Here is a 22,387-nt window from a genome sequence, read left to right as displayed (position 1 = left end):
CTGGCAAAAAAGAAACAGGTCGGCACTCCTTATCATAGCCCAAGATGGTGGTCAGCTCCTGAGAGACCGTGCAAGCTCGAGAAAGGACAATACGCGCCCACGGTGGCAGACCCATAGCATGCCGGCATAGGTCAGTCCTCCGGACAGAACCGACAACGTTAGACGGGCCGCTGCGGGAGAATTGTGTCGGAGAGCCGTCTGAACCACCAGCACAATAGCGATCATGGCTGCGGACCCGGTTAGGGTCGGCGACAGTGATTTCAAGTATTGATACCATGAAAGTTTAATGGTCTTGAAAGCCACCCAGTAGTTTGGAAAAGAAACGAGAGGAAGGCCTATTAACCAGGCCGCTGCAATTCCCGCTGTGCCCCAATGACTTCCCAGGTAGAAAAAGAGTGGAAGCACCGCAGCTCCTGCCAGACTGGTATACATAAGGAAGCGCGACTTGTGTGTGACGGTGAGTATCACAGCGATCAAGGGTGCGATAGCTCGGAGTGAAACGTGAAGTGAGAGGATTTGCAGCGGGAGAATCATGGGATTCCATTTCTCACCAAGGACGACAGGTACAAAGTCATTGGCTACAAGGGCAATCCCCAATGCAATGGGAGCAGTGATTAAGGCAAGACCTTCGGTGGTTTTTAGCAAATAGCGTCTTAAACCTGCCATATCATCCTGGCATGCAGCAAAAAAAGCGGGAGTAGTTCGGATGACGACACTGCTGATTTTATCGACCGGGACGTTGGCCAGAGTCCAGGCGAATGTATAAGCGCCAAGAGCTGCCTGGCCAAGAACCTTTCCTGCTACCACGAAATCGGCGTTGGAGTAAACATACCATGAAAGGCGGGCCACAAGGACCTGCCAACTGAACGTCAGGGTTTCCTTCAGTTTGCCCATGCGAGGCCATGCGAACCGGAAAGGGCGTGCCCAAACCAGCGAAACCGAGGAAAAGGCCGCTCCCAGAAGGCCGCCAAGCACAAGCGCCCAGTAGCCGAAGCCCCAGGCTGCAAAACAAATTGTGACAAAGGGCTGAAACATTCCCTGCGCGCCTTCAAGGAGCGACACCTTCTTGAATTGGAGATCTTTTTGAAGAACGGCGTAAGGGACGGTTTTAAAAGCAGAAACGACTAGGGTCACACTCATAATAACTACAACCAGACGAAGCTGAGGAGCCTGGTAGAACGAAGCCAGCGGGATCGCCAACAGGCACGAAATGGCAAAGCCGCCGATTCCCAGGAGGACAGCAACACTGTTGATTTGCGCTATTTCCTCATTCTTCAGCTGTTGAAGTGTGACGACGGCGGTGCCGAGGCCGAATTCATTCATCATCGCTATCAGGCCGAAGTATACGGTCGCCATGCCGACGAGGCCGTAATCCTCGAGGGACAGGAGATGCGCCAGGATTAAGGTAGCAACCCAGCTTACCGCCTGCGATAGCCACCTTATCGAACCGGCCCAGGCAAGGCTGCTGACCAGCATCCCATCGAGTCTTGCTTCGGATAGTGGTTGGCTCACTTCAAGCGAGGAAGCCTTCGTAGTGTCCATGCCAAGAGTCACTGTGATGTCGCTATAAAATGAGGTGTAGATTGCACGAAGCGGAGTTTACAGGACCGCCGCCTGCTAGATTTGTTCAATAGAGGCGCCCATCGGCATGAGCCTTTGAAAGAGTATCATATTGATAAGCGCCAGGATATGCCCTGATACTCTCCGTCAGATCGGCACATAGGCGTTCTTGCCAGGGAGCAACGACAACGGCTGCGATTTCGGCTGCTCGAAAGGTTGCACTTCTAATCTGCCCCTTATCTACAAACTCCTGCTGTCTTCGCAACAGGATCTCCTTTGCCCTCGGGCTCTTTAACGTGGCCAGAAGGTTAAGTTTGCGCTGACTGGGAAAGAGAAAAGAGAAATCGGGCAGCCACACGTACTCGTAATCCTCAGAACTCTCCCCAGGAAGTGCTGCATACAACGGAAGATTGGGGGTATGAATGCGTACGGAGTAGCTCACTGTTTCGCGCTTGTCATTGTACCCCTTTGCGAGATAAGAGCCGGGCATAAAGAGGTTCGGCATACCCACGATTTCCTGGAACCTGTGAACCATGCTTGTGCCGTTTGTATGTAAACACAAGATAACGGCATTAGACATTTTCGAGAATCTACCGTAGGTCGAGTCATCACCAAACGGAGTAGAACAATGTTCGGAACGATCGATCAGCTCATCCGCCAACGGACCGAGGGCCGCACAAGGATGAGTGGGATGCAGACTTCGCCTGACACCCGGAAGTTTCCAGAATGTGTCGGTCAACAGGCCGCTTTGGGAGCCTGTCGTCGTGGGATCATACATGATCCCCGATTGGATATATGCGAGCGCAGTACCGCTGAAGGGGAATGTCGGCATCATGATTGTGCAGCGAGGAACCGCCCGCTGGATCGCTCGAATGACCGATTGTGGGCCACCCGGCAGATAGCCGAATGCACTCAGCATACTGTGAACACAGACAACAGATCCCGACTCAATTTGCAATCCAGCAATGAGTTCGGTAAACGTTTTTTCGTTCGTTCGTTTCAGCAGTCGGCTCCTGTAGTTGCTCAGCTTCCGACGAATACCTTTCGGAAAAAGGCGCCGCTTGAGACCGGCCGGAACCGAAGAATTAGACACCGAGCTCTGTCTCTGCGATGAGGGCGTCAACAAAAAATTTTGTGGCCCAGTTTAGAACCATGAAGCGGCCGTAATCTCCGCAAACCGGCCACGAACCGGCAATGCCGCCGCGAATCGCGGGATTTGGGGAGGAGATATCATGCCTGGCCATCAGATAACGGTTCAGCTTCCGAATTACGTTTCGCCAACGCACATTTCCATCCACTTTGAACAGGTGCGACATTACGATTGACGTCTGAGCACTTCCAGTCAAGCAGCACCACTCCACCGCACCTGTAAAATCGGGATGGATCCTGCCTGGTAGAAAACCGTCTTCCATCATCATGTCAGCGAGCCCCTCTGCTGTCAGCCTCGAGGCACCAACTAGATCGTCACGACCCGTCAGGAAGCCGATCCCTGCCAGGCCTTGCATTGCGTATGCAATAGTATGCAGCAGTGGCTGCTGCGAATTGGTCAGGCAGCAGTCGTTAAACCATCCGTTTTTGGCTTGCTTCGATAACGCGTACTCCGCATTACGTACCGCCGCGTCGACAAAGGTGTGCTCTCCTGCGACGATACCAAAGAGACACAGGCCCCAGGCGGCCTTGACATTGTAGACTGTAGAGTTTGGATCGGCATATTTCGAGTTGAACTTCTGCCAACTGCCGTCCGGACTCTGAACCTCTACCAGCCACTGCGCGGCTCGTTTCCCGGCATCAAGAAACCTCGGTTCCGCCGTATGCCGGTAGATCTCTGCCCACCCAAGAAGCACTTGGCCGGTATTAAAGACTGCCGGAGTCGAGTTGGCGTTCACCATTCCACCCATTACCGCCCCACAATGCATCTGGATGCTGATTTCCCAATCGGCCATCTCGATGGCACGCCTCTTGAAATCAGAGTCACCATAAATCTCTGAGAGGCGGAGGAAGGTTGGAATAATATATCCTGTGGTTTCGGGATAACTTGGGAGAAACTGACCATCGAATCTCGCTCCGTACGAAACGCCCCGGTCGTTTCCCGCATCCTGTGCTCTGCGAAGCCAGTCGGCAGCCTCCTTGAGGTGTATTTCAACATCCAAATTGTTATGTAATCCGGAATAGGCTCTGGAGTACCGCAGTCTGTCGATCTCAAGCTGAATCAGATTCCGGATATTGTGCAGGGCAGAAATCATGAATCGACTTGGCCTCCGTCTGCGACGGGGAGGGGCCACAAAACTGAGAAACCTCTGGCGCCCGTGGAAAACCTGATTCCAGGCGGTGCAGGTCAGTGCTTATTCCAATTCCTGAGTTTCCGCTGGTCGCCCCACACGACTACGCTTGGTTGCGCGCATCTGCGACAGATATCAAGTCCGATAGCAGAAGGACTATTGTCAGCGGGAAAGGAATGCGCTGGATATGATTGAAGGGTCATTTGTTCAGATGAGATGTCTTGCAATCAGTGGTCCTATGGAGTTAGTCATCCAGAGAGGAAGGCGGCGCCAGATGCGAATTCCCATCGAGAATCTTGGATTGAGCGGCGATGTGTCAGGAGGCGAGTTTTGACGCACAAGGGCGTATTGATAAGGAAGCTCCGACATAGTCATGCCCCACCGTTTCTTAAAGTCGAAGGAGCCTGTCCCCTTTTTGCTCCTGCCGAAGTCGTAAATACGGTAACCGTTCTCGCAGCCATACTTGATCAGCATCCAGTACATGAAATTGTTGACCGCAAGACGGTTATACTCCCGCATCGAACCGCCGTAGTAGGGCAAGACTTCATCTTTGTAAAAAAGCGTCCAGACTGCTGAAACAAGCTTCCCGTGCCAATGGACCGAGAAGATCCTGCAGTTGGAGCTGAATTCCCGTACACCGTTCGCAAATAGGCTCTTGGAAAACACGGGAGTGCCGAGATTACGAAGGCTACGAGAGTAGACATCGTAAAACTGATTGACTCCAATCTCATTTACCTTGAACTCGAGGCCGTTGCGGATGCCTTCACGAATTTCAGCGCGGGTTTTGCGCGGAATCGCCCGCATGTTCAACTCGACTTCCGGGCTCAATTCCTGTCGAAATGTCACATAAAGGTCCTTAGGCATGAGCCCGGGCACTTCCAACGCGTTTTTGAAGTTCCGCAACTCCAGGAATCGGACCTTATTGGCCGCAGCCATGCGGCGCGCCAGCTCGAGAATGGCCTTTGCAACGGTGTCGGACTCTGCCAGTATGCCTCCATATGCCGCCTGCGGCGTCGAGACCAGCATCCGCCCGAAGATCCGGCTGCGCACGAGGAACAGAGGGAGTAATCCCAGAACTTTGCCTTCTCGATCCAGGGCCACCAGATGCTGAGGCTTGTGGCGGAACGAGCGCTCAATCAACCTTTGCCAGGCGGTTAAATGGAAGACAGATCCATGAGGATGCGATCGTACATAGCTATCCCATTGCCCTGCGATCCCGGGATCGGCAAGGTCCGGGATGCTGAGAGAGGGTAGCATCGTTTCCTGGGGAAGATTTGGGCTTGTGATTTTTGGCGAAATCCTATAGCTTCGCCCCTTCGGTTACAGGCGATGTCACTGTAACTTATTGGGTCTGCGATGCTTTTGATAAACAGCACCTGTTTGGGGCCACAGCGACACTGGAGTTCCGCATGATGCCCCAGCTGCAATCGAGGGGGAGGATTGCCGATCGCTCGACGATTATACTACTCGGCGAGCCTCAAGTCATCGCAGAGAACGCTCCGACCTCGATGGTTCACATCGTCAGGCAAGGAGATATTGTTAGGACATTAGGTTATTGACCTTCCGGCGAGTGCTTTTTATAATGTTTTCGCCCCTCACCTCCGATTATAAGCAAGGATCTTGGGTTATCTTGCCAAGGAAAGACGCTGAGGTCGGTTCGGCGGATGCGCATTTCGCAACTTTGGCGTTTCCCGTGCGATTAGGGATAATCGCACAAGGGCGAATTGATCGGACCGACAGAGGATCAAACGATGCCAAGGAAGAAATTGTTGGCGGCGATCTGTCTGCTGCTCACGATGCTGGTGCTCGGGAGCACTGCCGCAGCCCAGGAACCCGCGCAGGATGCACAGGAAGTCAAAGACCAAACCAAGGTGGCTCCATCCGCGCCGCAAGGCGCCAAATCCCTTGTCGACGATGTCATGGAGAACATACGTCAACGGTTTGGATTTTCCTTGGGCATTCATGGTCTTTATGAAAGCAAGATCTTCAACGGCGGCCCGCAGCAAAACGCCTCCACCGCAGCCGCTTTCTCCGTGCGCGTCTATGGGAATCTGGGAAGGCGAAGATCCCGGTTCCATTTCAACTACGGCCTCGGCTACAGGATCCAGGCCAACAACGTACGCACCATCGACTCGAGCAACCATTACGGCAACGTTCAATACAGCCTGCAGCTCAGTCGACGTACCACGCTCCAGATATCTGACCAGATATCGTCATCACCATACGCTTTTGGGGGATTTCTGCAGCCCGTGCTGGGGCCCGGCGGTCCGACTCAAGGATTTTCCACCGAGGTCTTCCTCGGCAGGCAGCGCTTCACGAGGAATGCATGTGCCGGAACGCTGAGCTTCGCGACTCCGAAAAACCACTTCAGCATCATCAGCGACTACCAGTTCTATCGATTCCGATCGGTCACCGACGTGAATGTGCATGCAGTTCAACTTGGTGCCACATACGAACGCGATATCACCAGGTGGCTGTCTTTGTCTAGCGGTTATTCAGCTTATCTGAACAATGTCGATGCCAGATTCAGGGATGCAAGAATTCATCGTCTCCAGGTCGGCGGGATGAATTTCAAGCTTGGAAGGAATTGGCAGCTTTCGGCTGTGGGAGGAATAGAACTCGCGAACACGAGCGGAACGAACCGCTGGGGAGGGAGCGCAAACGCTCAGTTATCGTGGCATACGCGAGCCAGTACTCTTGTGGTTACATATGATCGCGGTTTTAACTCGGCAGTCGGGCTGGCCAGAGTTCTTCAATCCCAGACCGCGACTCTCGCGTGTGGCAGCAGGCTGACGCAGTGGATGAATCTGCAGCTGTCGGCCTCGTATGTTCGCGGTGCTGCTTTCCTTGATGCAGGAGCGCTGCGCTACTATATTGCGCATGCGGGACTGGGTTTCGCCCTCAGCTCAAACCTGGTGGCCTCGCTAAGCTGTTTTTACCAGAATCAGCATGGACAAAATTTGGTGGCAGTGCCGCAGACCAGCGCTGGCTACGTCGGCAGTGTTGGGCTACAGTATCTGTTCCCCGGCAGGCGCCGCTAGTTCAAGACAAATGAGATTTGCACGCAGTACTCGTGCTTAGGACGCAGGGAAGTGACCTATGAAAGATTTCAGAAATCTCGGCATTGAAGAGTGGCTGCGGATGTTTTGGCGGCGGAAGTGGTATTTTATCTTAACCGCCGTTATCGTGTCGGGTGGGGTGACGGTCTACGCATGGCGTCTGCCGGAGTTTTACAGATCCGAGACCAGGATTCAGGTTCAGGATGTGAGCGTTGCTGAAGACCTAGTACGATCTGTGGTACGGATGACTCCTTATGAGCGGATGATGGCGATTCGCGATCAATTTCAGAGCCGCAGCTTTCTCCAGGGCGTCGTAGAGGAATCGAACCTCCTGGGCTTCGGGACGCGAAAAGACTTCGTCATGGAGCAGGCCGTGGGCACCCTTCTGGGGGGCATAAAAGTCGACATCGGAAGTTCCAACATTTTTGCACTTTCCTTTACCTCTCCCGATCCTCAGTTTGCGCTCTTCATGACCAGGACTCTGAGAGATGTGCTGATTAAGAAGAACGATTCTGCACGCGTGAACAAGGCGCATGAAACCGACCGGTTCATCGATGATCAACTGCGTGTGGTCGAAACCCAGCTGGCGGCTCAGGAAAAGAAGATTGAGCAATTCAAGATCGCTCACCTTTCAGCGTTGCCGGAACAGGGCCAGGCCAATCTGGACGCTCTTGCCAGGCTGACCACGCAGCTGGCTGCGAATGACAGCGCTCTCGATCAGGCCAGAGAGCAGCGCAAGCAGCTGGATATCCGGCTGCAGGAGCAGAAGCGGCTGAGCACCCTGTCGCGCAACCTCCTCCCGGCCGACAGCGCTCCAGTTGCGAGCGCCAGGGAGAAAGATGCTCCAAGCCCCAATCAGGAACTGGCGACCAAGAAGGCACTGCTCAAGGGGATGTTGACAAAGTACACGAAAGACCACCCGGACGTTCAGTTGCTCGCGCGTCAGGTCGCGGAGCTCGAGCAGCAGGCGGCCGCAAGCGCTGATGCGACGGGCGCCAATACCAGTCTGACGCCGCTGGGGGCAACGGGAAAACCGGCGGAACCGGTGAATGCGGCAGGCATCGCCGGTGTTCCGATATTCGATCTGGATGCCGCTGAGATCAAGGTGGAGATTGCAAAAGCGGACAACGAAATCACCACGCGGCTAAAGCAAAAGGATGAGATCCAGCGGCAGATCAATGTCTGTCAGAGCCGATTCCAACTGGCGCCCTCTCTGGAACTCGAGATGTCCGCCTTGTCCCGCGATCGGGAAGTATTGAGACGGGAGTACAACGACTTGCAGAACAAGAAGTTCAGCGCGCAGATGGCTGCCAACCTGCAAAGCGACCCCAGCGCTGCGGTTCTTACGACCGTGGACGAGCCCAGCCTGCCGGGGGCGCCGGCGTTCCCCGATCGCAGGCAGATCGCTCTCATGGGATTTGGCGCCGGCATTCTTCTCGGACTGGGTGCGATCTTCCTGCGCGAGCTCCTGGATCCCACATTGGGAAGCGAGGAGGAAGCCGCTTCTGTCCTGAACCTGCCCGTTCTCGCGTTCATCCCGGAAGTGAGCTCAAGGGGACTGGTGCTTCAGAAACGCAACCGGCGGCGTCTGGGCGCTGCTTGACATCCTGGAGGCCCCGAACAGGTTCCTCCGGTCCCTGTCAACGGCCGAAAAAGCTTGTCTATTCGTAGTGAAGTTTCGATAAGGCTGTATGGGCATGGTGCGGTAGTCACGAACAGGAAAGTGCATGAGCGAAATATTCAGCTGGCTGAGGCGGGCAGAACTCGAGAAAAGGAAGGAACGCGCGGAATCCGTTGCTGAACCGGCCGCGCTTCACCCTGCCGACCAGGGGGAGGCGGCGATCGCCGTTGAATCAGAGCCGGTGCTGTCTGAGCTTGCTCAGACGAAGATAGATATCCGCAACGATGCGAGATTTGACCTGGCGGCCGCCGACCAGCGCATAAGAAGCGTTCTGGACCCACTGACCGCGGTCGGTGAGCAGTACCGTCTGTTGCGGGCAAGGCTGTCTATACTGCAAAAAGAGCGCGGTATGAAAACCCTGCTGGTTACCAGCAGCGTGCCGGTAGAGGGGAAGACATTCACAGCCTGCTGCCTTGCGGGCGTTTTTGCTCAAGAACCCGGCAGGCGCGTGCTCCTGATTGACGCCGATCTGCGCAAGCCCAAAGCGGCGCAGGATCTCGGCATGAAAAGCGGCAACAATATCGACGGCCTCTCGCAGGTACTGCGTGGTGAGAAAACGGTGAATGACGTGCTGCTCGGTTCCTCAAAAATGGATTTCTTCCTGCTGCCGGCCGGCCCGGTTCCGGACGATCCTGCTGAACTTCTGAGCTCGCCTAATCTGGAGCGCGCAATCAAGACCATGGCAGCTGTCTTCGACTGGGTCGTCATCGACTCACCGCCGGCCCTGGCCCTCGCCGATGCCACACTCATCGCGCCCCTTTGCGATGCAGCACTCCTGGTAGTGCGCACTGACAAGACTCCATCCAAGCTCGTACAGGAAGCGATCAAACGGATCGGTCGCGCCAGGATCTGTGGTCTCGTTATGAATCGCGGGAGACATGTAAAGTCCTCGCATTACTACTACTACCACTATTACCGCAAGGATCGGGGCAGGAGGCAGTAGCCAATGTGGCGCGTTTTTTTGCGCTATCTGGCGTTCCGCAGATTCGGCGCCGTCATCATCGAGAACGTGCTGCTGGTATGCTGTGTTCTGGACGCCGTCCACATCCGGCTGTACGAGGGCATCCGCTCTCCCAGTGGCTACACTCAGTACATACCCAAGGCCCTGGTCATCGCCATCGTTTTCCAACTCTTTCTCCACCTCCGTGACGTCTACGACTTTGGCAAGACGCTCTCATTTGCCCAGTTCTTCGTGCGCCTGGCACAGGCACTGGTTCTGGCAGCCGGGACCCTGTCGTTCCTGTATTACAGTTTCCCTGATCTGATGGTCGGTCGTGGCGTATTTGCCATCAGTTTCGTGCTGATCTCCATTTTCCTCACGGTCTGGCACACGCTCCTGCGCCTCTATCTTGGAATTCGCGGGCCGCACTCGCACATTCTCATTCTGGGAACCGGACGGCTGGCGCGCGAGCTGGTGACTGAAATCCTGAACCGTTCCGAACTCGGCATCAGCATCTGCGGGTTTGTCGACGACGATCCGGCAATCGTCGGCACCTCGATCGTAAATCCACAAGTAATCGGCTTGTCCCGGGATCTGCCAAGAATCGTCTCCGAAACCAAAGTCGATCGCATCGTCGTGGAGCTTCAGGACCGGCGCGGACGGCTTCCCATCGATGAGTTGCTCAACCTGAAGACTCAAGGCATTGCCATTGAAGACGCCACCAGCATGTATGAGCGCGTTACCGGCAAGATCGCGATTGAGAACCTGAAGCCCAGCTGGATGATTTTCAATGCGGGCTTTGAAGTGTCCCGAAGCATGATGATTCAGAAACGGATTCTGTCCGTTATCGTTTCAGCGGTATTGCTGCTTCTGTTCTCACCCGTCATTCTGCTCGCCATGCTTCTCATCAAGCTGGACTCGCACGGGCCGGTTTTTCATTGCCAGGAGCGCGTGGGGCAGGACGGGAAAATCTTTACCCTCTGGAAATTCCGCTCCATGCACGCGGACGCTGAGCGGGACACAGGTCCGGTATGGTCCACCGCCGGCGACAGCCGCGTAACCCGGTTGGGCAGGATCCTGCGCCGGACACGACTCGATGAACTGCCGCAGCTCTATAACGTCCTCCGAGGTGATATGAGCCTGGTAGGACCCCGCCCCGAGCGGCCCCACTTTGTGAAAGAACTGGCCCAGATGATCCCGTTCTATCACCTGCGTCACGCGGTCAAGCCCGGTGTCACCGGCTGGGCGCAGATCAACTATGAGTATGGGAACTCGGTCCGCGACTCCGTGGAGAAACTGCAGTATGATCTGTTCTACATCAAGCACATGTCGTGGCTGTTGGATTCGGTAATCATCTTCGAAACCATCAAGACAGTCCTGGTGAACCGGGGGTCCTAGGTCCCAGCGCCGCATATTTTGCAGAGATCGCCGCAGCTCCGGCGAGCGGAGCCTGGCAGAAACCACGAAGAACGCGACGCGGCATAGCCGCAAGCGACAAAATCCCAACGCAGAGAGCGCAGAGTCCGCAGAGAAAGACAGATGCTCAAGATTGTCAACGTCGCAGGAGCCAGACCCAATTTCGTCAAGATCGGGCCGATCATTGCCGAGCTTCGCAAACACCCGGATTCGTTTTTTGCGACCCTCGTTCACACCGGCCAGCATTACGACGACACCATGTCTGACTCCTTCTTCAGGGACCTCGAGATTCCGCGTCCGGATATTTCTCTCAACGTCGGTTCCGGATCCCACGCCCAGCAGACCGCCGAGATCATGAGGCGCTTCGAGCCCGTGCTCCTGGATCTCAAACCGGATTATGTCCTGGTAGTTGGAGATGTAAACTCCACCATCGCCTGCGCCTTGACTGCAGCCAAGCTGCAGAGCGGCGTGATCCACGTGGAGGCCGGCCTGCGCAGCTTCGACCGCGAAATGCCGGAAGAAGTGAACCGCGTGCTCACCGATCACGTCGCCGACTTGCTGTTTGTGACCGAGGAGAGCGGCCGCCGAAACCTGCTGAATGAAGGAATTGCGGAGGACCGGATTCACCTGGTCGGCAACGTGATGATCGACTCTTTACAGCGACAGCTGGCTGCGGCGGGCAGATCCGGGATCTTAAGCAGGCTCGGATTGGCGCCGGAACGCTACGGCCTGGTGACGTTGCATCGTCCCAGCAACGTAGACAAACTTGAAGTTTTCCCGGGAATCCTGTCTTCCCTCGCTGCGATCTCAAGAAACCTTCCGGTGGTCTTTCCTATTCACCCGCGCACAGAAGCCCGCCTTGCTGAATGGAAGCTCGATAAATTTTTCGCGAACTCGGGCGCTGAGATCGGCAGTGAAGAGAAGTGGCATGGGCTCTATCGCACCCCGCCGCTCGGGTACCTCGATTTCCTGCAGCTGATGAGGAATGCGCGGCTAGTGCTGACAGATTCGGGCGGGATTCAGGAAGAGACCACCGTTCTGGGGGTGCCATGCCTCACGTTGCGAAACAATACGGAGCGGCCCTCGACGATTTACATCGGCACCAACCGTCTGGTCGGGAATGATCCCCGCGACATCGAGCCGGCCGTGGCGCAGGTTCTTGCGACTCCCAAACCGACCGCCTCACTGCCGCCTTTTTGGGACGGGCATACTGCGTCAAGGATTGTGGAAGTGTTGCTCGGTATCGAGAAACAACGCTGTTCCGGCGTTGCCCCCGGGAAGTGATCAGCGTGAGCCTTCAATCCATGTCAACTTCAAGCGTGAACGCCATCAGCGTCGATGTCGAAGACTACTTTCAGGTCGAAGCCTTTGCCTCTCGAGTGGCGTATGAGAACTGGGGCGCCTTCGAATCCCGTATCGAGCGGAACGTGGGTCGGGTGCTGGACCTCTTTGAGAGGCACGGTGCCGGGGCCACCTTTTTCGTGCTCGGATGGATCGCAAAGCGATTCCCGCACCTGGTGCGCGATATCGCAGCGCGCGGGCACGAAGTCGGCTGCCACGGTTTTTCGCACCAGCATCTGCAGAGGCTGACGCCCGCGCAGTTCCGCGAGGATCTGCGCCAGGCGCGCAACTGCCTGGCCGACGAGGCGCAGCAGCCGGTCTTCTGCTTCAGGGCGCCGAGCTTTTCCATTGTCCGGGACACTCTATGGGCTCTCGACGTTTTAGCGGAGGAAGGCTTCTGCTTCGACTCTTCCATCTTTCCGGTCCGGCACGATTTTTACGGCATCCCCGATGCCGAGCGCTTTCCGCACTGGCAAAAAACAGCACAGGGCAATTCCATCTTCGAGTTTCCGCCATCGACGATTCGTGCCCGTAACAACAATATTGGAGTCGGGGGCGGCGGATACCTGAGGTTCGTTCCCTACGCGGTAACGCGATGGGCTCTGCGGCGCATCAATGAGAGAGAGAACCAGCCTGTAATGGTCTATTTCCACCCTTGGGAGATCGACCCCGGGCAACCCAGGATTTCAGCGTCCCTACGTTCCCGGGTGCGCCACTATTCAGGTCTTGCCACGATGGAGCACAAGCTCGAGCGCCTCCTCACAGACTTCCGCTTTACCACACTCTCACAAGCCTCTACCGGGCTTGAGGTTTATCAATCCGGGATCACGGTGTGATTTCGGCCCGGAGTCTGGCTGCTGACATCCTGAAAAAACTAGGCCGCCCGCGCATCGAAACGGCGCAGACTCTTCCTGCACAAGTGGCGGGCCAGAAGAAGGGGTGGCATCCGAAGCCAGTGCGACCGGACGTAGAGCAGCCAGCGCGCGGCTGCGGTTTTCCACGGCGTGCTATCGGGAGCTGCCGGAATCAAGGCGCGTCGGACCAGAGCATCCATCAGGTGCAGGATCGGTTTGGGTGGCGCAGCTTGAGCGGCAGCGGCTACGACCTGCCGCGGCGAGGGTGTGGCGAAGAAATACCGGGCGCAACGCAGAGCGTAGAAAAGCGGGCGGCTCAGATCCAGCTCTCCGGCTCGAGGTGCGAGCTGGTCCCAAAAGCCGGCACGGCCGCCAAAATGCCGGAACAGGTCGTCGAGGTCGGTAAGATCGCGCAGCGAGCCGGCCAGCTCGCCGTCCTGAAACATATGCGCGGCGCTGTGAAGCACCATGTCGGTGGGCGCCAGCACCTTGAAACGGGTTCCCGCCACAGCTTGGGCGGATTGCAGCAACAGGCGTGGATCAGGATGCAGCCGGCCGGTTTCGGGCAGGATATTGTGATGAACGTCGACGACGGCCTTGCGCTCACGGTGCCTGAGCGGCGGCAGTTCATGCATCCAGGTCCGGTAATAGCGCTGATCGTACGCGTCCAGTTCGGCAGGCTCCCAGCCGCGTTGGAGCAAGGTTGACTCGACGAGCCCGATCATGTCCCTCGGGACCATGATATCGATGTCGGAAAAGAGGCGGCCTCGGGCCGGCGGCAATTGGGCCACGACGTAGGCCGCTCCCTTCAACAGGACCATCGGGATGTCCAGAGATTCGAGGGCGACCTCGAGACGGTTTACTTCCCAGCGGAGGGCCCGTTCGTAGTGGGTAGCAACCATGCGTGCAGATTCCAGGTGTTGACGAACCTTGGCAGGCAGGGCGGAGAGGAGTCCGTCCTGGTCGAGCAAGATGCAGAACCGCGCCAAAACGCGGGAACGACTCGCCTGCCGCAGACACACATCCCATTCGCCTATGGTAAAAGAGCATGAAATCTGCGGATCGCGCAGAGCCTTGAGCAGCAGGTTTTCCGAATCAAACATAGCTCACCGCGGTGCCAGGCCGGCATCCGGTTTCAGGCGCGCAAGCTCCTGGACCGCCTCTTCCAGATTCCCGTAACTGAACTCGTAGCAATCGCACGCATCTACCATGCGCGCCACGGTCTCGAACCCCCGTTCGCCAAGAACAGTGTAATTGAATGCGGCGTCAGCGACCCGCAGGAAAGCCCTCGACTTGCGCACGGGCTCGAGCTTGGGAACGGCTCCGGATTTGTAGGTCAGGAAGACAATCCAGGCAGGCAACGATGTTTCATGAGCGCGCTGAACAGCATCGGAGGGAGGACGAATGTGCGCGACCGTACCCTTGTGGGTTTCGTGCCACTCGGGACCGATCACGGCTTCAGGGGCAAAGTCGCGGATGATGCCGATCGATTCGTCTTTGAGGCCAATCGGCCGCGCCAGAGGGGCGATGCGGGGATCAACCAGCCCTATGAGCGCGAGCTCATCCGAAAAGAGCCTCCATCCGCGATGAACGAGTGCCGCACAAAGCGTGCTCTTGCCACAGCCCGGTGGGGCCTCGATCATCATCGCGCGGCCCCACCTTTCGACTACTGCAGCATGAATGACCAGAAACTGATGCACCTGTTCGGCAACGCACCAGTTCATGCCCCATTCCAGAAGCGGCACTGCCAGGCGCAGGGGCATCGGATGGGAAGGGGCGCGCCCATCAAGATAGAATTGCGCCTGCCGACGCAGCCAGCGACGAACACCCTTCGGCCGGTCCAAACGGATATGAAAATCCACAAGTTCGTGCGTGTCCTCGAGACTGAAATCAGCGTACAGAAATTGAAGGACCCGGGCTACCAGCGGCAGTGGTGTCTGAATGTGAATCAAAAAAGGGCCTGTTTGCAGGCAGATGCCCTGGTGTTTGAGCCGATGCGCAAGCTCTGGGGGTGACAATTCGCCAATTCTCATCGCGGTGCAGACTCGATCAGGCCCAATTCATGAAGTTTCTGAAGCAGAGTCGACACGAAAGATGAGAGGTCTTCTTTGGAATCCACATCCAGTTTGAAACGGAGCGACTCAGTCAGCTGTTTGGACGTGAGTGGTGATCCCTCCAGGGCCTTGAGCATTGCGGCTGAGGGATGATCAAGGACGTGGGTATCCGCGGAGCCCGTATTGTAGACGACGAATTCATCATCCCATCCCCGCCACAGCAGCCGGCAGCCCTGCGTTATGTGCCACCGAAGCAGCTCCTCAGCCATGCCTCAATTTCCGTAAGGATGGTGAGATTTGCCAACCGAAAACCTGCTTACCCTATTGTTAGGGCCCGCCGCTAACGCTGGGCGACTCTTGAGGGTCAGGATGAGAGGTGCAGCAATCAGACCGGCTTTCATCAGTCCGCGGCGGGACCGTGACACACTATCGTTCGGCGAGTTTCTTGCCTTGTCGCCGTCCTGGTCCGTATCTGCGCCTTCCGAGGGTTTTAGAATGTCCTCAGCCATGCTTGCGTTCTCCGAAGAGGATGTTTCGTTGAATGCCCCCGCGCATGCCGGTTGCGCGTCGAAGCGCGAACACTCGGTCCAAGCCGTTACCAGGGCACGATTCCAAAGACAGATAGAACATGTTTAAAAGTGAGGGGTGACTCTCATTATATTCTGCTCAGTCCAGGCTGTCAAAGACATTACTTTATGGCAGAAGGGTTATCGCCCTGTTCTCAGCCAGTCTTCCGAGGCTGAAAAGCCAATTGAACCAGGCACAAAGCGACGACGAACGCCAGAGAGAGCAAGGTCAAAATCAAGAACCCTTCATGGGAAACGCCCAGAATTGGTCGCGTAAATCTCACAAGGATCCATCCGAGCAAACCGACCAGAGACAATCCGAGAAAAGCGAGAACCCCGTTTCGGAACATGAGAAGGCCTCCGTCCATTGATTGGTGCAAAACCGGAACCGCCCCAATTGTAGGTAAGAAGCAGACTTTCGGCAATATCAAAAAACTCTCACCCGGCCGCCAAGGGTACGGGTTAGCACCGCCGTGACCGGACGAGAGGTCCTGCATCTTGTGTGGACTCAGTCCGTTATCCCGGATCATTCATGAGTGAATGGCAAAAACAGATCCTGGGACGCCGGAAGACGCAGGCGGACTCCGACAGTCTTGACCTTGTCGGCGTCCAATTCCCTTGTTTTTTTCTGCTTGCCATCCAACTTCGTGAACAGTTCAGGTTAGCGCAGAAGACAATGCCAGGCAAACGTCGCAAGATTTCCGTTCTCGGCCATGTGCACCCCGGGACAGTGCCGGGTTGGCTGCTTGGGATGCCGTCACCGCGCGCGTCTGCACCTGGCGGGGGCTGAGGGGCCGGCTCCTGCTGAGCCAATGGAATCCCGGCCGGCAGTCGTTAAACCTTGTGTAGTTCGACGGCCCGGCTGCCTTGCCTTCGCTATTGGCTTAGCTTTGTTTTCTAGCAAGCTGATGGCCACGACGTTCCCGGGCCCAGTAAGCGCTCGACGGTTGCAGTCAAATCCTCTCGCCTCTGCAAGCAAGCCGCGATACTTCCAGTTGACATACCTCAAATTCTCGCACAGCATGGGTCCAGACCGGCGGCAAAAAAGGATTGCAGGAGTGGTACGAGGAGTTTGATGCGCAGACTTGCACAGATAATCATCAGCATCGGGTTGACATTTCTCATCGGCTATCTCATTTATCGCTCGGTTCCCGATTGGGGAAACGCGCTCCACGTTATGATTCAAGGCAGCCCACTGTTGCTACTGGCCGGGTTATGCTTCGTGACGCTGCACATGCTTCTGCGTGCCGCGCGCTGGGGGGTACTGCTGACACCCTCAAAGGCGAACATCTCCTACCAGAACCTCTTGGCGCTGACCCTGGTCAAATATGCGGTAAATGTCATTCCGCCTCGCACCGGCGAAGTCGCAGCCTCGGTGATCCTGGCCCGGAAGGAAAAACTGTCGGTCGCCACAGTCATTGCGGCCTCTGTTTTCGAGAGAATCCTGGACACGGTCACCGTGCTGATCTTTTTTGTAGGCTACCTCATATTCTTCAGCCAGCGCTACTCCCCGAATGCGGAACGGGGAAAGGAGATCATCATCAGCGTTCGCAGCTACTCCATCAAGGGCTTGATTGCACTTGGCATTGGATTCGCAATAGCCGCTCTGCTGATGCGAAGCACTCACTGGGCCGACCGAATTCCGCTGAGAATCAGGGGCCTGGTCTTGCACTTCCTGGACGGCTTCCGCGCTCTTCAGAGCCGTGGGGCAATGCCTCGAGTGGTTCTTCTGTCGTTCGCCATATGGCTTGCCATAACCATGCAGCTCTGGTGTCTGGTCCGCGCCTATCTGAGCGGTTTTCCCCTTGCGGGAACTGTACTTCTTGTGGTGCTGACCGTCGTGGGAGTCTCTATCCCGACTCCGGCTGGGGTTGGAGGATTTCAGTTTTTCATGAGCCTGGGATTGGTGAACTTTTTTTCGCGCTACCTGTCCCTGCAAGATCTGCACTCGCAAGCGGCTGGAATCGGCAATGGCTGTTATGTTCTTTCGATGGCTCCCATGATCATTGCTGGATTGGTTTTCTTGAACAGAGAGGGTCTTTCCATCGGCCGCATGGCCAGGTTGGGGGAGCGGACTCAAGAGGAGCTGAGACTTGCAGGCCTACAGGAAGTTAAGGGCGATCGAGGAACGAAATCTGAGCGTGCATCCAGCCCTCCGTGCCGGTCCTGACCACTCCGGACCGCACAGTGACGGGCTATCCCCCGTCAAATACGACCCCGGTCGGCGCGGCTTCATTTTCATGCAACGGGCGGCGCAGCGTGAACAAGTCAGGAGGTTGGCATGTCGGTTTCTTAGTTCCGAAGAAGGCGGTTGGCGCTCATACGCCGGGACAGCGTCCGCGTTGAATTCAGGTTGATTTGACTGCGTAAAAATAGTATTTATGTAACAGACCCCCTCATGCCGAAAAGCTTCATAGTCTTGTATTGCAGGCTTTAAGCAAACTAGAAATGCTGTGGGCAGGATCCGCCGCAAGGGTGCCGGCGGGGAGGACAGACCAGTTCAAAATCTGTTTGTAGCTTCGGCAGTACCTATTGAATCGGATCAATGTACAAGATAAAGCGTGGCTGGCTACATCGCGCCAGAAGTAAGCACCAATAGAGGAACGATCGGATTCGAGCCAGCGCACGCGACCGCCCTCGCTCGACTCGGATTTTGACTCCTAAGATAGTGACGATGATTGCCGGCCGGCTTGCCGGTTTCCACGCGCATTGTGTAATAACCAGTTATAAATCAATGAGTTACTGGAGTATCGTCCTGTAACCGAGAAGGCGAAGCACCGCCAACGCTTCTACGGTCGCTTTGCCCCGGATTCTAACCTGAACTGCTCATGAAGTTTAATGGCAAGCAGAAAAACACCAGGGAATTGGCCGCAGATGGATGCGGACATGAGCTTGTGTCGCCGTGCTTGCCAGCAACGGGCCGTCGAACTCCCGTGGTTGCGCGGCATCCGTTCGAGACAGACGAGCGCAAGCGGTCGGCAGCCCGTTCCTTGCATGCACGATCAGCGCGAAACGCCGACCCCTGCGAGGCGGCAAAAAATCCTGCACGCCGGCAAGTTCAAAACGGTCGGCAGCCGTTTGCGTTTTTCGCGGTCCACAGATCTGTTTTTCCCCTTGATTGATGAATAAGCCGGGTCAGCGTCTGGAGATCGCTTCGGGAAGCAGCTGCGGCGGGTCAGGGATGTCGGCACGAGGCCTTGCTGGTACTCAAATTATATATGCAGTCATCCTTGAGGGTGTGAAATCACCAGACACGACGACATGAAAAAAGTGGTCATAATTGGCGCAGGCGCGGCCGGATTGACTGCCGCCTACCAATTGCATAAGCGCGGCGCTGAATTCGTGGTGCTGGAAAAGGACCAATTGGTCGGCGGGATTTCTCGAACCGTCAATTACAAGGGCTATTTATTCGACATCGGCGGTCACCGCTTTTTTACGAAAATCAAGGCAGCGGAGGATATGTGGAAAGAGGTGCTCAATGAAGACATGCTCCATCGCAAGCGCCTCTCACGGATTTATTACAACAAGAAGTTCTTTTTTTACCCGCTCCGCCCCTGGAATGCCCTGTTCGGTCTGGGGATCTGGAACAGCACACTGATAATCCTCAGTTATCTTCATGCTCATCTGTTTCCATATAAGAATGAGGAAACCTTTGAGGAATGGGTTTCGAATCGTTTCGGGAAACGTCTCTATAACACTTTTTTCAAAACCTACACCGAAAAAGTATGGGGCATACCCTGCAATGAGATAAGAGCCGAATGGGCGGCACAGAGGATCAAAGGGCTCTCTCTGCTGAGCGCCGTTCGCAATGCCCTCTTAAAGGACACTCAAAACACTGGCCGGGGAGGTGTAATCCGGACATTGATCGACTCCTTTGACTACCCGAAATTCGGGCCCGGGATGATGTGGCAGACGGTGTCGGACATTGTCGGAAACAACGGCAGCCGGGTCTGTTTGCAGTCCGAGGTCGACGCGATTCTCTGGGACAAGACCAGCAGCAGGGTGGAGGCATTGGAGGTGAGGAGAAACGGCCAGAATGAACTTTTTTACGGGACCGATTTTATCAGCAGCATGCCTGTCAGGGAACTCGTTCAAAAACTGCGGCCGGCAGTCCCGGATGCCGTGCTTGAGGCTGCCTGCAACCTTAACTACCGGGATTTTCTCACAGTCGCGCTCGTCGTCAATAAGGCAGCTTTGTTCCCCGACAACTGGATTTATATTCACGATCCGAGTGTAAAAGTGGGCAGAGTGCAGAACTTTAAAAATTGGAGCCCGTACATGGTGCCGGATTCCGCCAAGACTTGTCTCGGCCTCGAGTACTTTTGTTTTGAGGGGGATGAGACCTGGAATATGACCGACCGGGAACTGATCGAGCTCGGGAAGAGGGAAATGGAAGATCTCGGCCTGGCAAGGAGTTCTGATGTAGAAGACGGCAGAGTTGTGCGCATGGCAAAAGCGTATCCGGCCTACGATTCAAAGTACCGTGACATGTTGGACATTGTGCGCAGCTTTTTGGGCGGGATCGGCAACCTTCAACTTGTGGGCCGCAACGGCATGCACAGATACAACAATCAGGACCACTCGATGCTTACTGCGATGCTGGCAGTCGAGAATGTCTTTGGGGCCCGGCACGACCTGTGGAGAATCAACGTGGAACAGGAGTATCACGAAGAACAGAGGGCGGAGGCTGCAGAGGAGCCTGCGAGGAGCATCTCCGACGCCGCCATCATCCGGGCATTTTCCCGAATGGACAAGTTCGGATTTGCAACTGCCATCGGGACTGTGTCCGGGCTGTTCATGTTTATGGCAACGCTTTGGCTTGTGATAAAAGGCGGACAGGTCGTCGGGCCAAATCTCCAGCTGATTTCGCAATATTTCCCTGGTTATGCAGTGACCGTGAGGGGTGCATTCGACGGGCTGCTGTTCGGCTTCACTTCGGGATTCCTGTTCGGATGGCTTTTTGCCTATCTGCGCAACGCCTTATTGGCATTATATCTTTATCGTGTGAAAAAGACGACTGAACTGCTCTCATTCAGGGATTTCTTGGATCAATATTGATTGAGTTGGACGTTTACGGGTGCGAATATGGCGCGAATCAAATCCACAGAAGACGACAAACTGTTTAGCGGGATCATCTTGCTTAATGCAAAGTTGATAGGCTTGATTCTTGGTCTGCTGATGGGCCTGTCTGTTTTCGCGGCGACCAACTGGCTGGTGCTCAAGGGGCCGCAGATGACTGCGACCGGCCAACCTGGTGTCGGTCCGCACTTGCAGCTCTTGAGCCAGTACTTTATCGGCTATCGGGTCTCGTTTTTCGGCAGCCTTGTTGGTTTCGCCTATGGGTTTGCCATCGGCACGGTCAGCGGAGCGATGATCGGCTGGATTTATAATAAAATTGTTGAGATCAGAAACTGAATTTTTGGTTTCGAGAAATGTACTTTTAAGGTTTGCATGCCTGAAATAATGTCAGCGAAGAGCCGGCCGAGGTTTTCTATTGTTATACCCACATACAACACCGTCGATGTGTTGGAGAGATGCGTTCAAGCCTTGGCGGACCAGAATGGCGACAAAGAGGGCATCGAGATCATTATTGTCAACGACGGCGGGGATGGCAGGGAACCTCGGGCCGTTTCGGTTCTGAGAGACCGAATCAGGATCCGTTATTACGTTCAGGACCACCAGGGACCGGCTGCCGCCAGAAATTTCGGAATAGAGAAGGCACAGGGAGATATCATCCTGTTTTTGGATGATGACAGCATGCCGGTGTCCAACTGGCTCGAAGCCACCATCAAGGCATGGGGCAAATTCCCCGATGCCGACGGCATAGGCGGATGTGTGGCAAGTGACGCAAACGACAGCATTTTTTGCAGGGTCAATGCGGATTTTTTCAACTGGTACCTGCGTCAGAGGTCCGCTGATCCGGCAAGTGTGTTTTTGTCGACCTGCAACGCCGGGTATAAAAAAACGAGTTTGGACAGGGTGGGGCGGTTCGATGACCGTTTCAAGAGAGCATCCGGCGAAGACAGGGATCTTAATATCAGATTGTTGAAACAGGGCGGGAGCTTGATTCTGGATGAAAGCGTAATTGTCTATCACGACAGGGATTTGACCTTGCGCTCTTTTGCCAGAAAGAATTTCAATTATGGGAAAGCGGCCTATAGGATCTATGCTAGATACCCCGAACAAAAGCTGATGTCTTCGAGGGGATATGCCGCTCTGTTCCAATTGATATTGAAGGAGTACGCCCAGTTCAGTCAAAGAGTGCTAGCTTTCTGCCTTTTAGCTCTTTCGCAGATTGCTACGGCATTGGGATATTATTCCGCAGTGCTGTCTGCATCAAAATCCGGGGCGCGGCAAATCGCCGATGCATGAAACTGCTGCAGCATCTTTAGTTTTTTTCATTGAGCTCTCTTTAAAACCATTGCTGCTCAGGTCGCCACGATGGATCCCGCTCGCAGGATAATTCTGTTAACCCGGATCATTCATGAATGTGCGACCAAAGTGCAATTTGGACGCGGAAAAACGCTGCCCGCGTTTATCCGCGTCCAATTTTCTTGCTTTTTGCGAGCGTGCGGTTCTGCTTCATGAATAAATCAGGTTAAGCCGTAGGTTCAATGCGGGAATTAAAAATACCACG

General features: G+C 55.4%; 17 protein-coding genes. 10 read left to right on the top strand and 7 right to left on the bottom strand.

Going from position 1 to position 22,387, the window contains the following annotated elements; genetic code table 11:
- Positions 1-51: 51 nt before the first annotated feature.
- The 4 genes from LAP85_06275 to LAP85_06260 form a co-directional block, all read right to left on the bottom strand.
- On the bottom strand, positions 52-1,542 hold the full coding sequence (locus LAP85_06275) for a lipopolysaccharide biosynthesis protein (GenBank protein ID MBZ5495992.1): 1,491 nt from the start codon (positions 1,540-1,542) through the stop codon (positions 52-54).
- A gap of 85 nt (positions 1,543-1,627) precedes the next feature.
- The gene (locus LAP85_06270) at positions 1,628-2,653 is read right to left on the bottom strand and encodes an AAC(3) family N-acetyltransferase (protein ID MBZ5495991.1); all 1,026 of its coding nucleotides are present in this window, start codon (positions 2,651-2,653) and stop codon (positions 1,628-1,630) included.
- Positions 2,646-3,803 carry a hypothetical protein gene (locus LAP85_06265; GenBank protein MBZ5495990.1) on the bottom strand — a complete coding sequence of 386 codons (1,158 nt, stop codon included), beginning with the start codon at positions 3,801-3,803 and terminating at the stop codon, positions 2,646-2,648. The genes LAP85_06270 and LAP85_06265 overlap by 8 nt, the downstream gene beginning before the upstream one ends.
- Before the next feature lie 243 nt (positions 3,804-4,046).
- On the bottom strand, positions 4,047-5,096 hold the full coding sequence (locus tag LAP85_06260; protein MBZ5495989.1) for a FemAB family PEP-CTERM system-associated protein: 1,050 nt from the start codon (positions 5,094-5,096) through the stop codon (positions 4,047-4,049).
- 494 nt (positions 5,097-5,590) lie between these two features.
- Between LAP85_06260 and LAP85_06255 the strand changes: the two genes are divergently transcribed.
- The 6 genes from LAP85_06255 (at position 5,591) to LAP85_06230 (ending at position 13,112) form a co-directional block, all read left to right on the top strand.
- Positions 5,591-6,880: a hypothetical protein gene (locus tag LAP85_06255; protein MBZ5495988.1), complete on the top strand. Its 1,290-nt coding sequence runs from the start codon at positions 5,591-5,593 to the stop codon at positions 6,878-6,880.
- A 58-nt stretch (positions 6,881-6,938) separates the two neighbouring features.
- Complete coding sequence (locus tag LAP85_06250) at positions 6,939-8,501, top strand: hypothetical protein (protein ID MBZ5495987.1); 1,563 nt, start codon at positions 6,939-6,941, stop codon at positions 8,499-8,501.
- Positions 8,502-8,625: 124 nt separating this feature from the next.
- The gene (locus LAP85_06245) at positions 8,626-9,522 is read left to right on the top strand and encodes a CpsD/CapB family tyrosine-protein kinase (GenBank protein MBZ5495986.1); all 897 of its coding nucleotides are present in this window, start codon (positions 8,626-8,628) and stop codon (positions 9,520-9,522) included.
- A 3-nt stretch (positions 9,523-9,525) separates the two neighbouring features.
- The gene (locus LAP85_06240; protein ID MBZ5495985.1) at positions 9,526-10,917 is read left to right on the top strand and encodes a TIGR03013 family PEP-CTERM/XrtA system glycosyltransferase; all 1,392 of its coding nucleotides are present in this window, start codon (positions 9,526-9,528) and stop codon (positions 10,915-10,917) included.
- Between the two features lie 141 nt (positions 10,918-11,058).
- Positions 11,059-12,219: a UDP-N-acetylglucosamine 2-epimerase (non-hydrolyzing) gene (wecB, locus tag LAP85_06235; protein ID MBZ5495984.1), complete on the top strand. Its 1,161-nt coding sequence runs from the start codon at positions 11,059-11,061 to the stop codon at positions 12,217-12,219.
- Positions 12,220-12,239: 20 nt separating this feature from the next.
- Positions 12,240-13,112: a DUF3473 domain-containing protein gene (locus LAP85_06230; protein MBZ5495983.1), complete on the top strand. Its 873-nt coding sequence runs from the start codon at positions 12,240-12,242 to the stop codon at positions 13,110-13,112.
- A 38-nt stretch (positions 13,113-13,150) separates the two neighbouring features.
- Here the strand turns inward: LAP85_06230 and LAP85_06225 are convergent, their stop codons facing one another.
- Genes LAP85_06225 through LAP85_06215 form a run of 3 tightly spaced genes read right to left on the bottom strand, consistent with a single transcriptional unit; the run spans position 13,151 to position 15,453 of the window.
- Positions 13,151-14,233, bottom strand: a complete 1,083-nt coding sequence (locus tag LAP85_06225) for a nucleotidyltransferase family protein (GenBank protein MBZ5495982.1) — start codon at positions 14,231-14,233, stop codon at positions 13,151-13,153.
- A gap of 3 nt (positions 14,234-14,236) precedes the next feature.
- Entirely contained in the window at positions 14,237-15,163 is a 927-nt protein-coding gene (locus tag LAP85_06220; GenBank protein MBZ5495981.1) for an HprK-related kinase A, read from the bottom strand.
- Positions 15,160-15,453, bottom strand: coding sequence for an HPr-rel-A system PqqD family peptide chaperone (locus LAP85_06215; GenBank protein ID MBZ5495980.1), 294 nt, complete (start codon positions 15,451-15,453; stop codon positions 15,160-15,162). The genes LAP85_06220 and LAP85_06215 overlap by 4 nt, the downstream gene beginning before the upstream one ends.
- 1,372 nt (positions 15,454-16,825) lie before the next feature.
- On the opposite strand from LAP85_06215, the gene LAP85_06210 reads away from it, so the two are divergent.
- The 4 genes from LAP85_06210 (at position 16,826) to LAP85_06195 (ending at position 22,122) form a co-directional block, all read left to right on the top strand.
- Complete coding sequence (locus tag LAP85_06210; GenBank protein MBZ5495979.1) at positions 16,826-17,920, top strand: flippase-like domain-containing protein; 1,095 nt, start codon at positions 16,826-16,828, stop codon at positions 17,918-17,920.
- Positions 17,921-19,011: 1,091 nt separating this feature from the next.
- A complete protein-coding gene (locus LAP85_06205; GenBank protein MBZ5495978.1) occupies positions 19,012-20,808 on the top strand; it encodes an FAD-dependent oxidoreductase in 1,797 nt (598 codons plus the stop codon).
- Positions 20,809-20,835: 27 nt separating this feature from the next.
- The gene (locus tag LAP85_06200; GenBank protein MBZ5495977.1) at positions 20,836-21,165 is read left to right on the top strand and encodes a hypothetical protein; all 330 of its coding nucleotides are present in this window, start codon (positions 20,836-20,838) and stop codon (positions 21,163-21,165) included.
- 36 nt (positions 21,166-21,201) lie between these two features.
- Positions 21,202-22,122, top strand: a complete 921-nt coding sequence (locus tag LAP85_06195; protein MBZ5495976.1) for a glycosyltransferase — start codon at positions 21,202-21,204, stop codon at positions 22,120-22,122.
- Positions 22,123-22,387 lie beyond the last annotated feature (265 nt).

It is taken from the genome of Terriglobia bacterium, assembly GCA_020072565.1.
In the GTDB taxonomy this organism is placed as follows: Bacteria; Acidobacteriota; UBA6911; order UBA6911; family UBA6911; genus JAFNAG01.
This window is presented reverse-complemented; position numbering and strand designations above follow the sequence as displayed.

Bases quoted from the DNA above. Each gene is read 5' to 3' on its own strand.
- LAP85_06275 (MBZ5495992.1), bottom strand. From the start codon at position 1,542: ATGGACACTACGAAGGCTTCCTCGCTTGAAGTGAGCCAACCACTATCC.
- LAP85_06265 (MBZ5495990.1), bottom strand. From the start codon at position 3,803: ATGATTTCTGCCCTGCACAATATCCGGAATCTGATTCAGCTTGAGATC.
- LAP85_06260 (MBZ5495989.1), bottom strand. From the start codon at position 5,096: ATGCTACCCTCTCTCAGCATCCCGGACCTTGCCGATCCCGGGATCGCA.
- LAP85_06255 (MBZ5495988.1), top strand. From the start codon at position 5,591: ATGCCAAGGAAGAAATTGTTGGCGGCGATCTGTCTGCTGCTCACGATG.
- LAP85_06250 (MBZ5495987.1), top strand. From the start codon at position 6,939: ATGAAAGATTTCAGAAATCTCGGCATTGAAGAGTGGCTGCGGATGTTT.
- LAP85_06245 (MBZ5495986.1), top strand. From the start codon at position 8,626: ATGAGCGAAATATTCAGCTGGCTGAGGCGGGCAGAACTCGAGAAAAGG.
- LAP85_06240 (MBZ5495985.1), top strand. From the start codon at position 9,526: ATGTGGCGCGTTTTTTTGCGCTATCTGGCGTTCCGCAGATTCGGCGCC.
- wecB (MBZ5495984.1), top strand. From the start codon at position 11,059: ATGCTCAAGATTGTCAACGTCGCAGGAGCCAGACCCAATTTCGTCAAG.
- LAP85_06230 (MBZ5495983.1), top strand. From the start codon at position 12,240: ATGTCAACTTCAAGCGTGAACGCCATCAGCGTCGATGTCGAAGACTAC.
- LAP85_06225 (MBZ5495982.1), bottom strand. From the start codon at position 14,233: ATGTTTGATTCGGAAAACCTGCTGCTCAAGGCTCTGCGCGATCCGCAG.
- LAP85_06220 (MBZ5495981.1), bottom strand. From the start codon at position 15,163: ATGAGAATTGGCGAATTGTCACCCCCAGAGCTTGCGCATCGGCTCAAA.
- LAP85_06215 (MBZ5495980.1), bottom strand. From the start codon at position 15,453: ATGGCTGAGGAGCTGCTTCGGTGGCACATAACGCAGGGCTGCCGGCTG.
- LAP85_06210 (MBZ5495979.1), top strand. From the start codon at position 16,826: ATGCGCAGACTTGCACAGATAATCATCAGCATCGGGTTGACATTTCTC.
- LAP85_06205 (MBZ5495978.1), top strand. From the start codon at position 19,012: ATGAAAAAAGTGGTCATAATTGGCGCAGGCGCGGCCGGATTGACTGCC.
- LAP85_06200 (MBZ5495977.1), top strand. From the start codon at position 20,836: ATGGCGCGAATCAAATCCACAGAAGACGACAAACTGTTTAGCGGGATC.
- LAP85_06195 (MBZ5495976.1), top strand. From the start codon at position 21,202: ATGCCTGAAATAATGTCAGCGAAGAGCCGGCCGAGGTTTTCTATTGTT.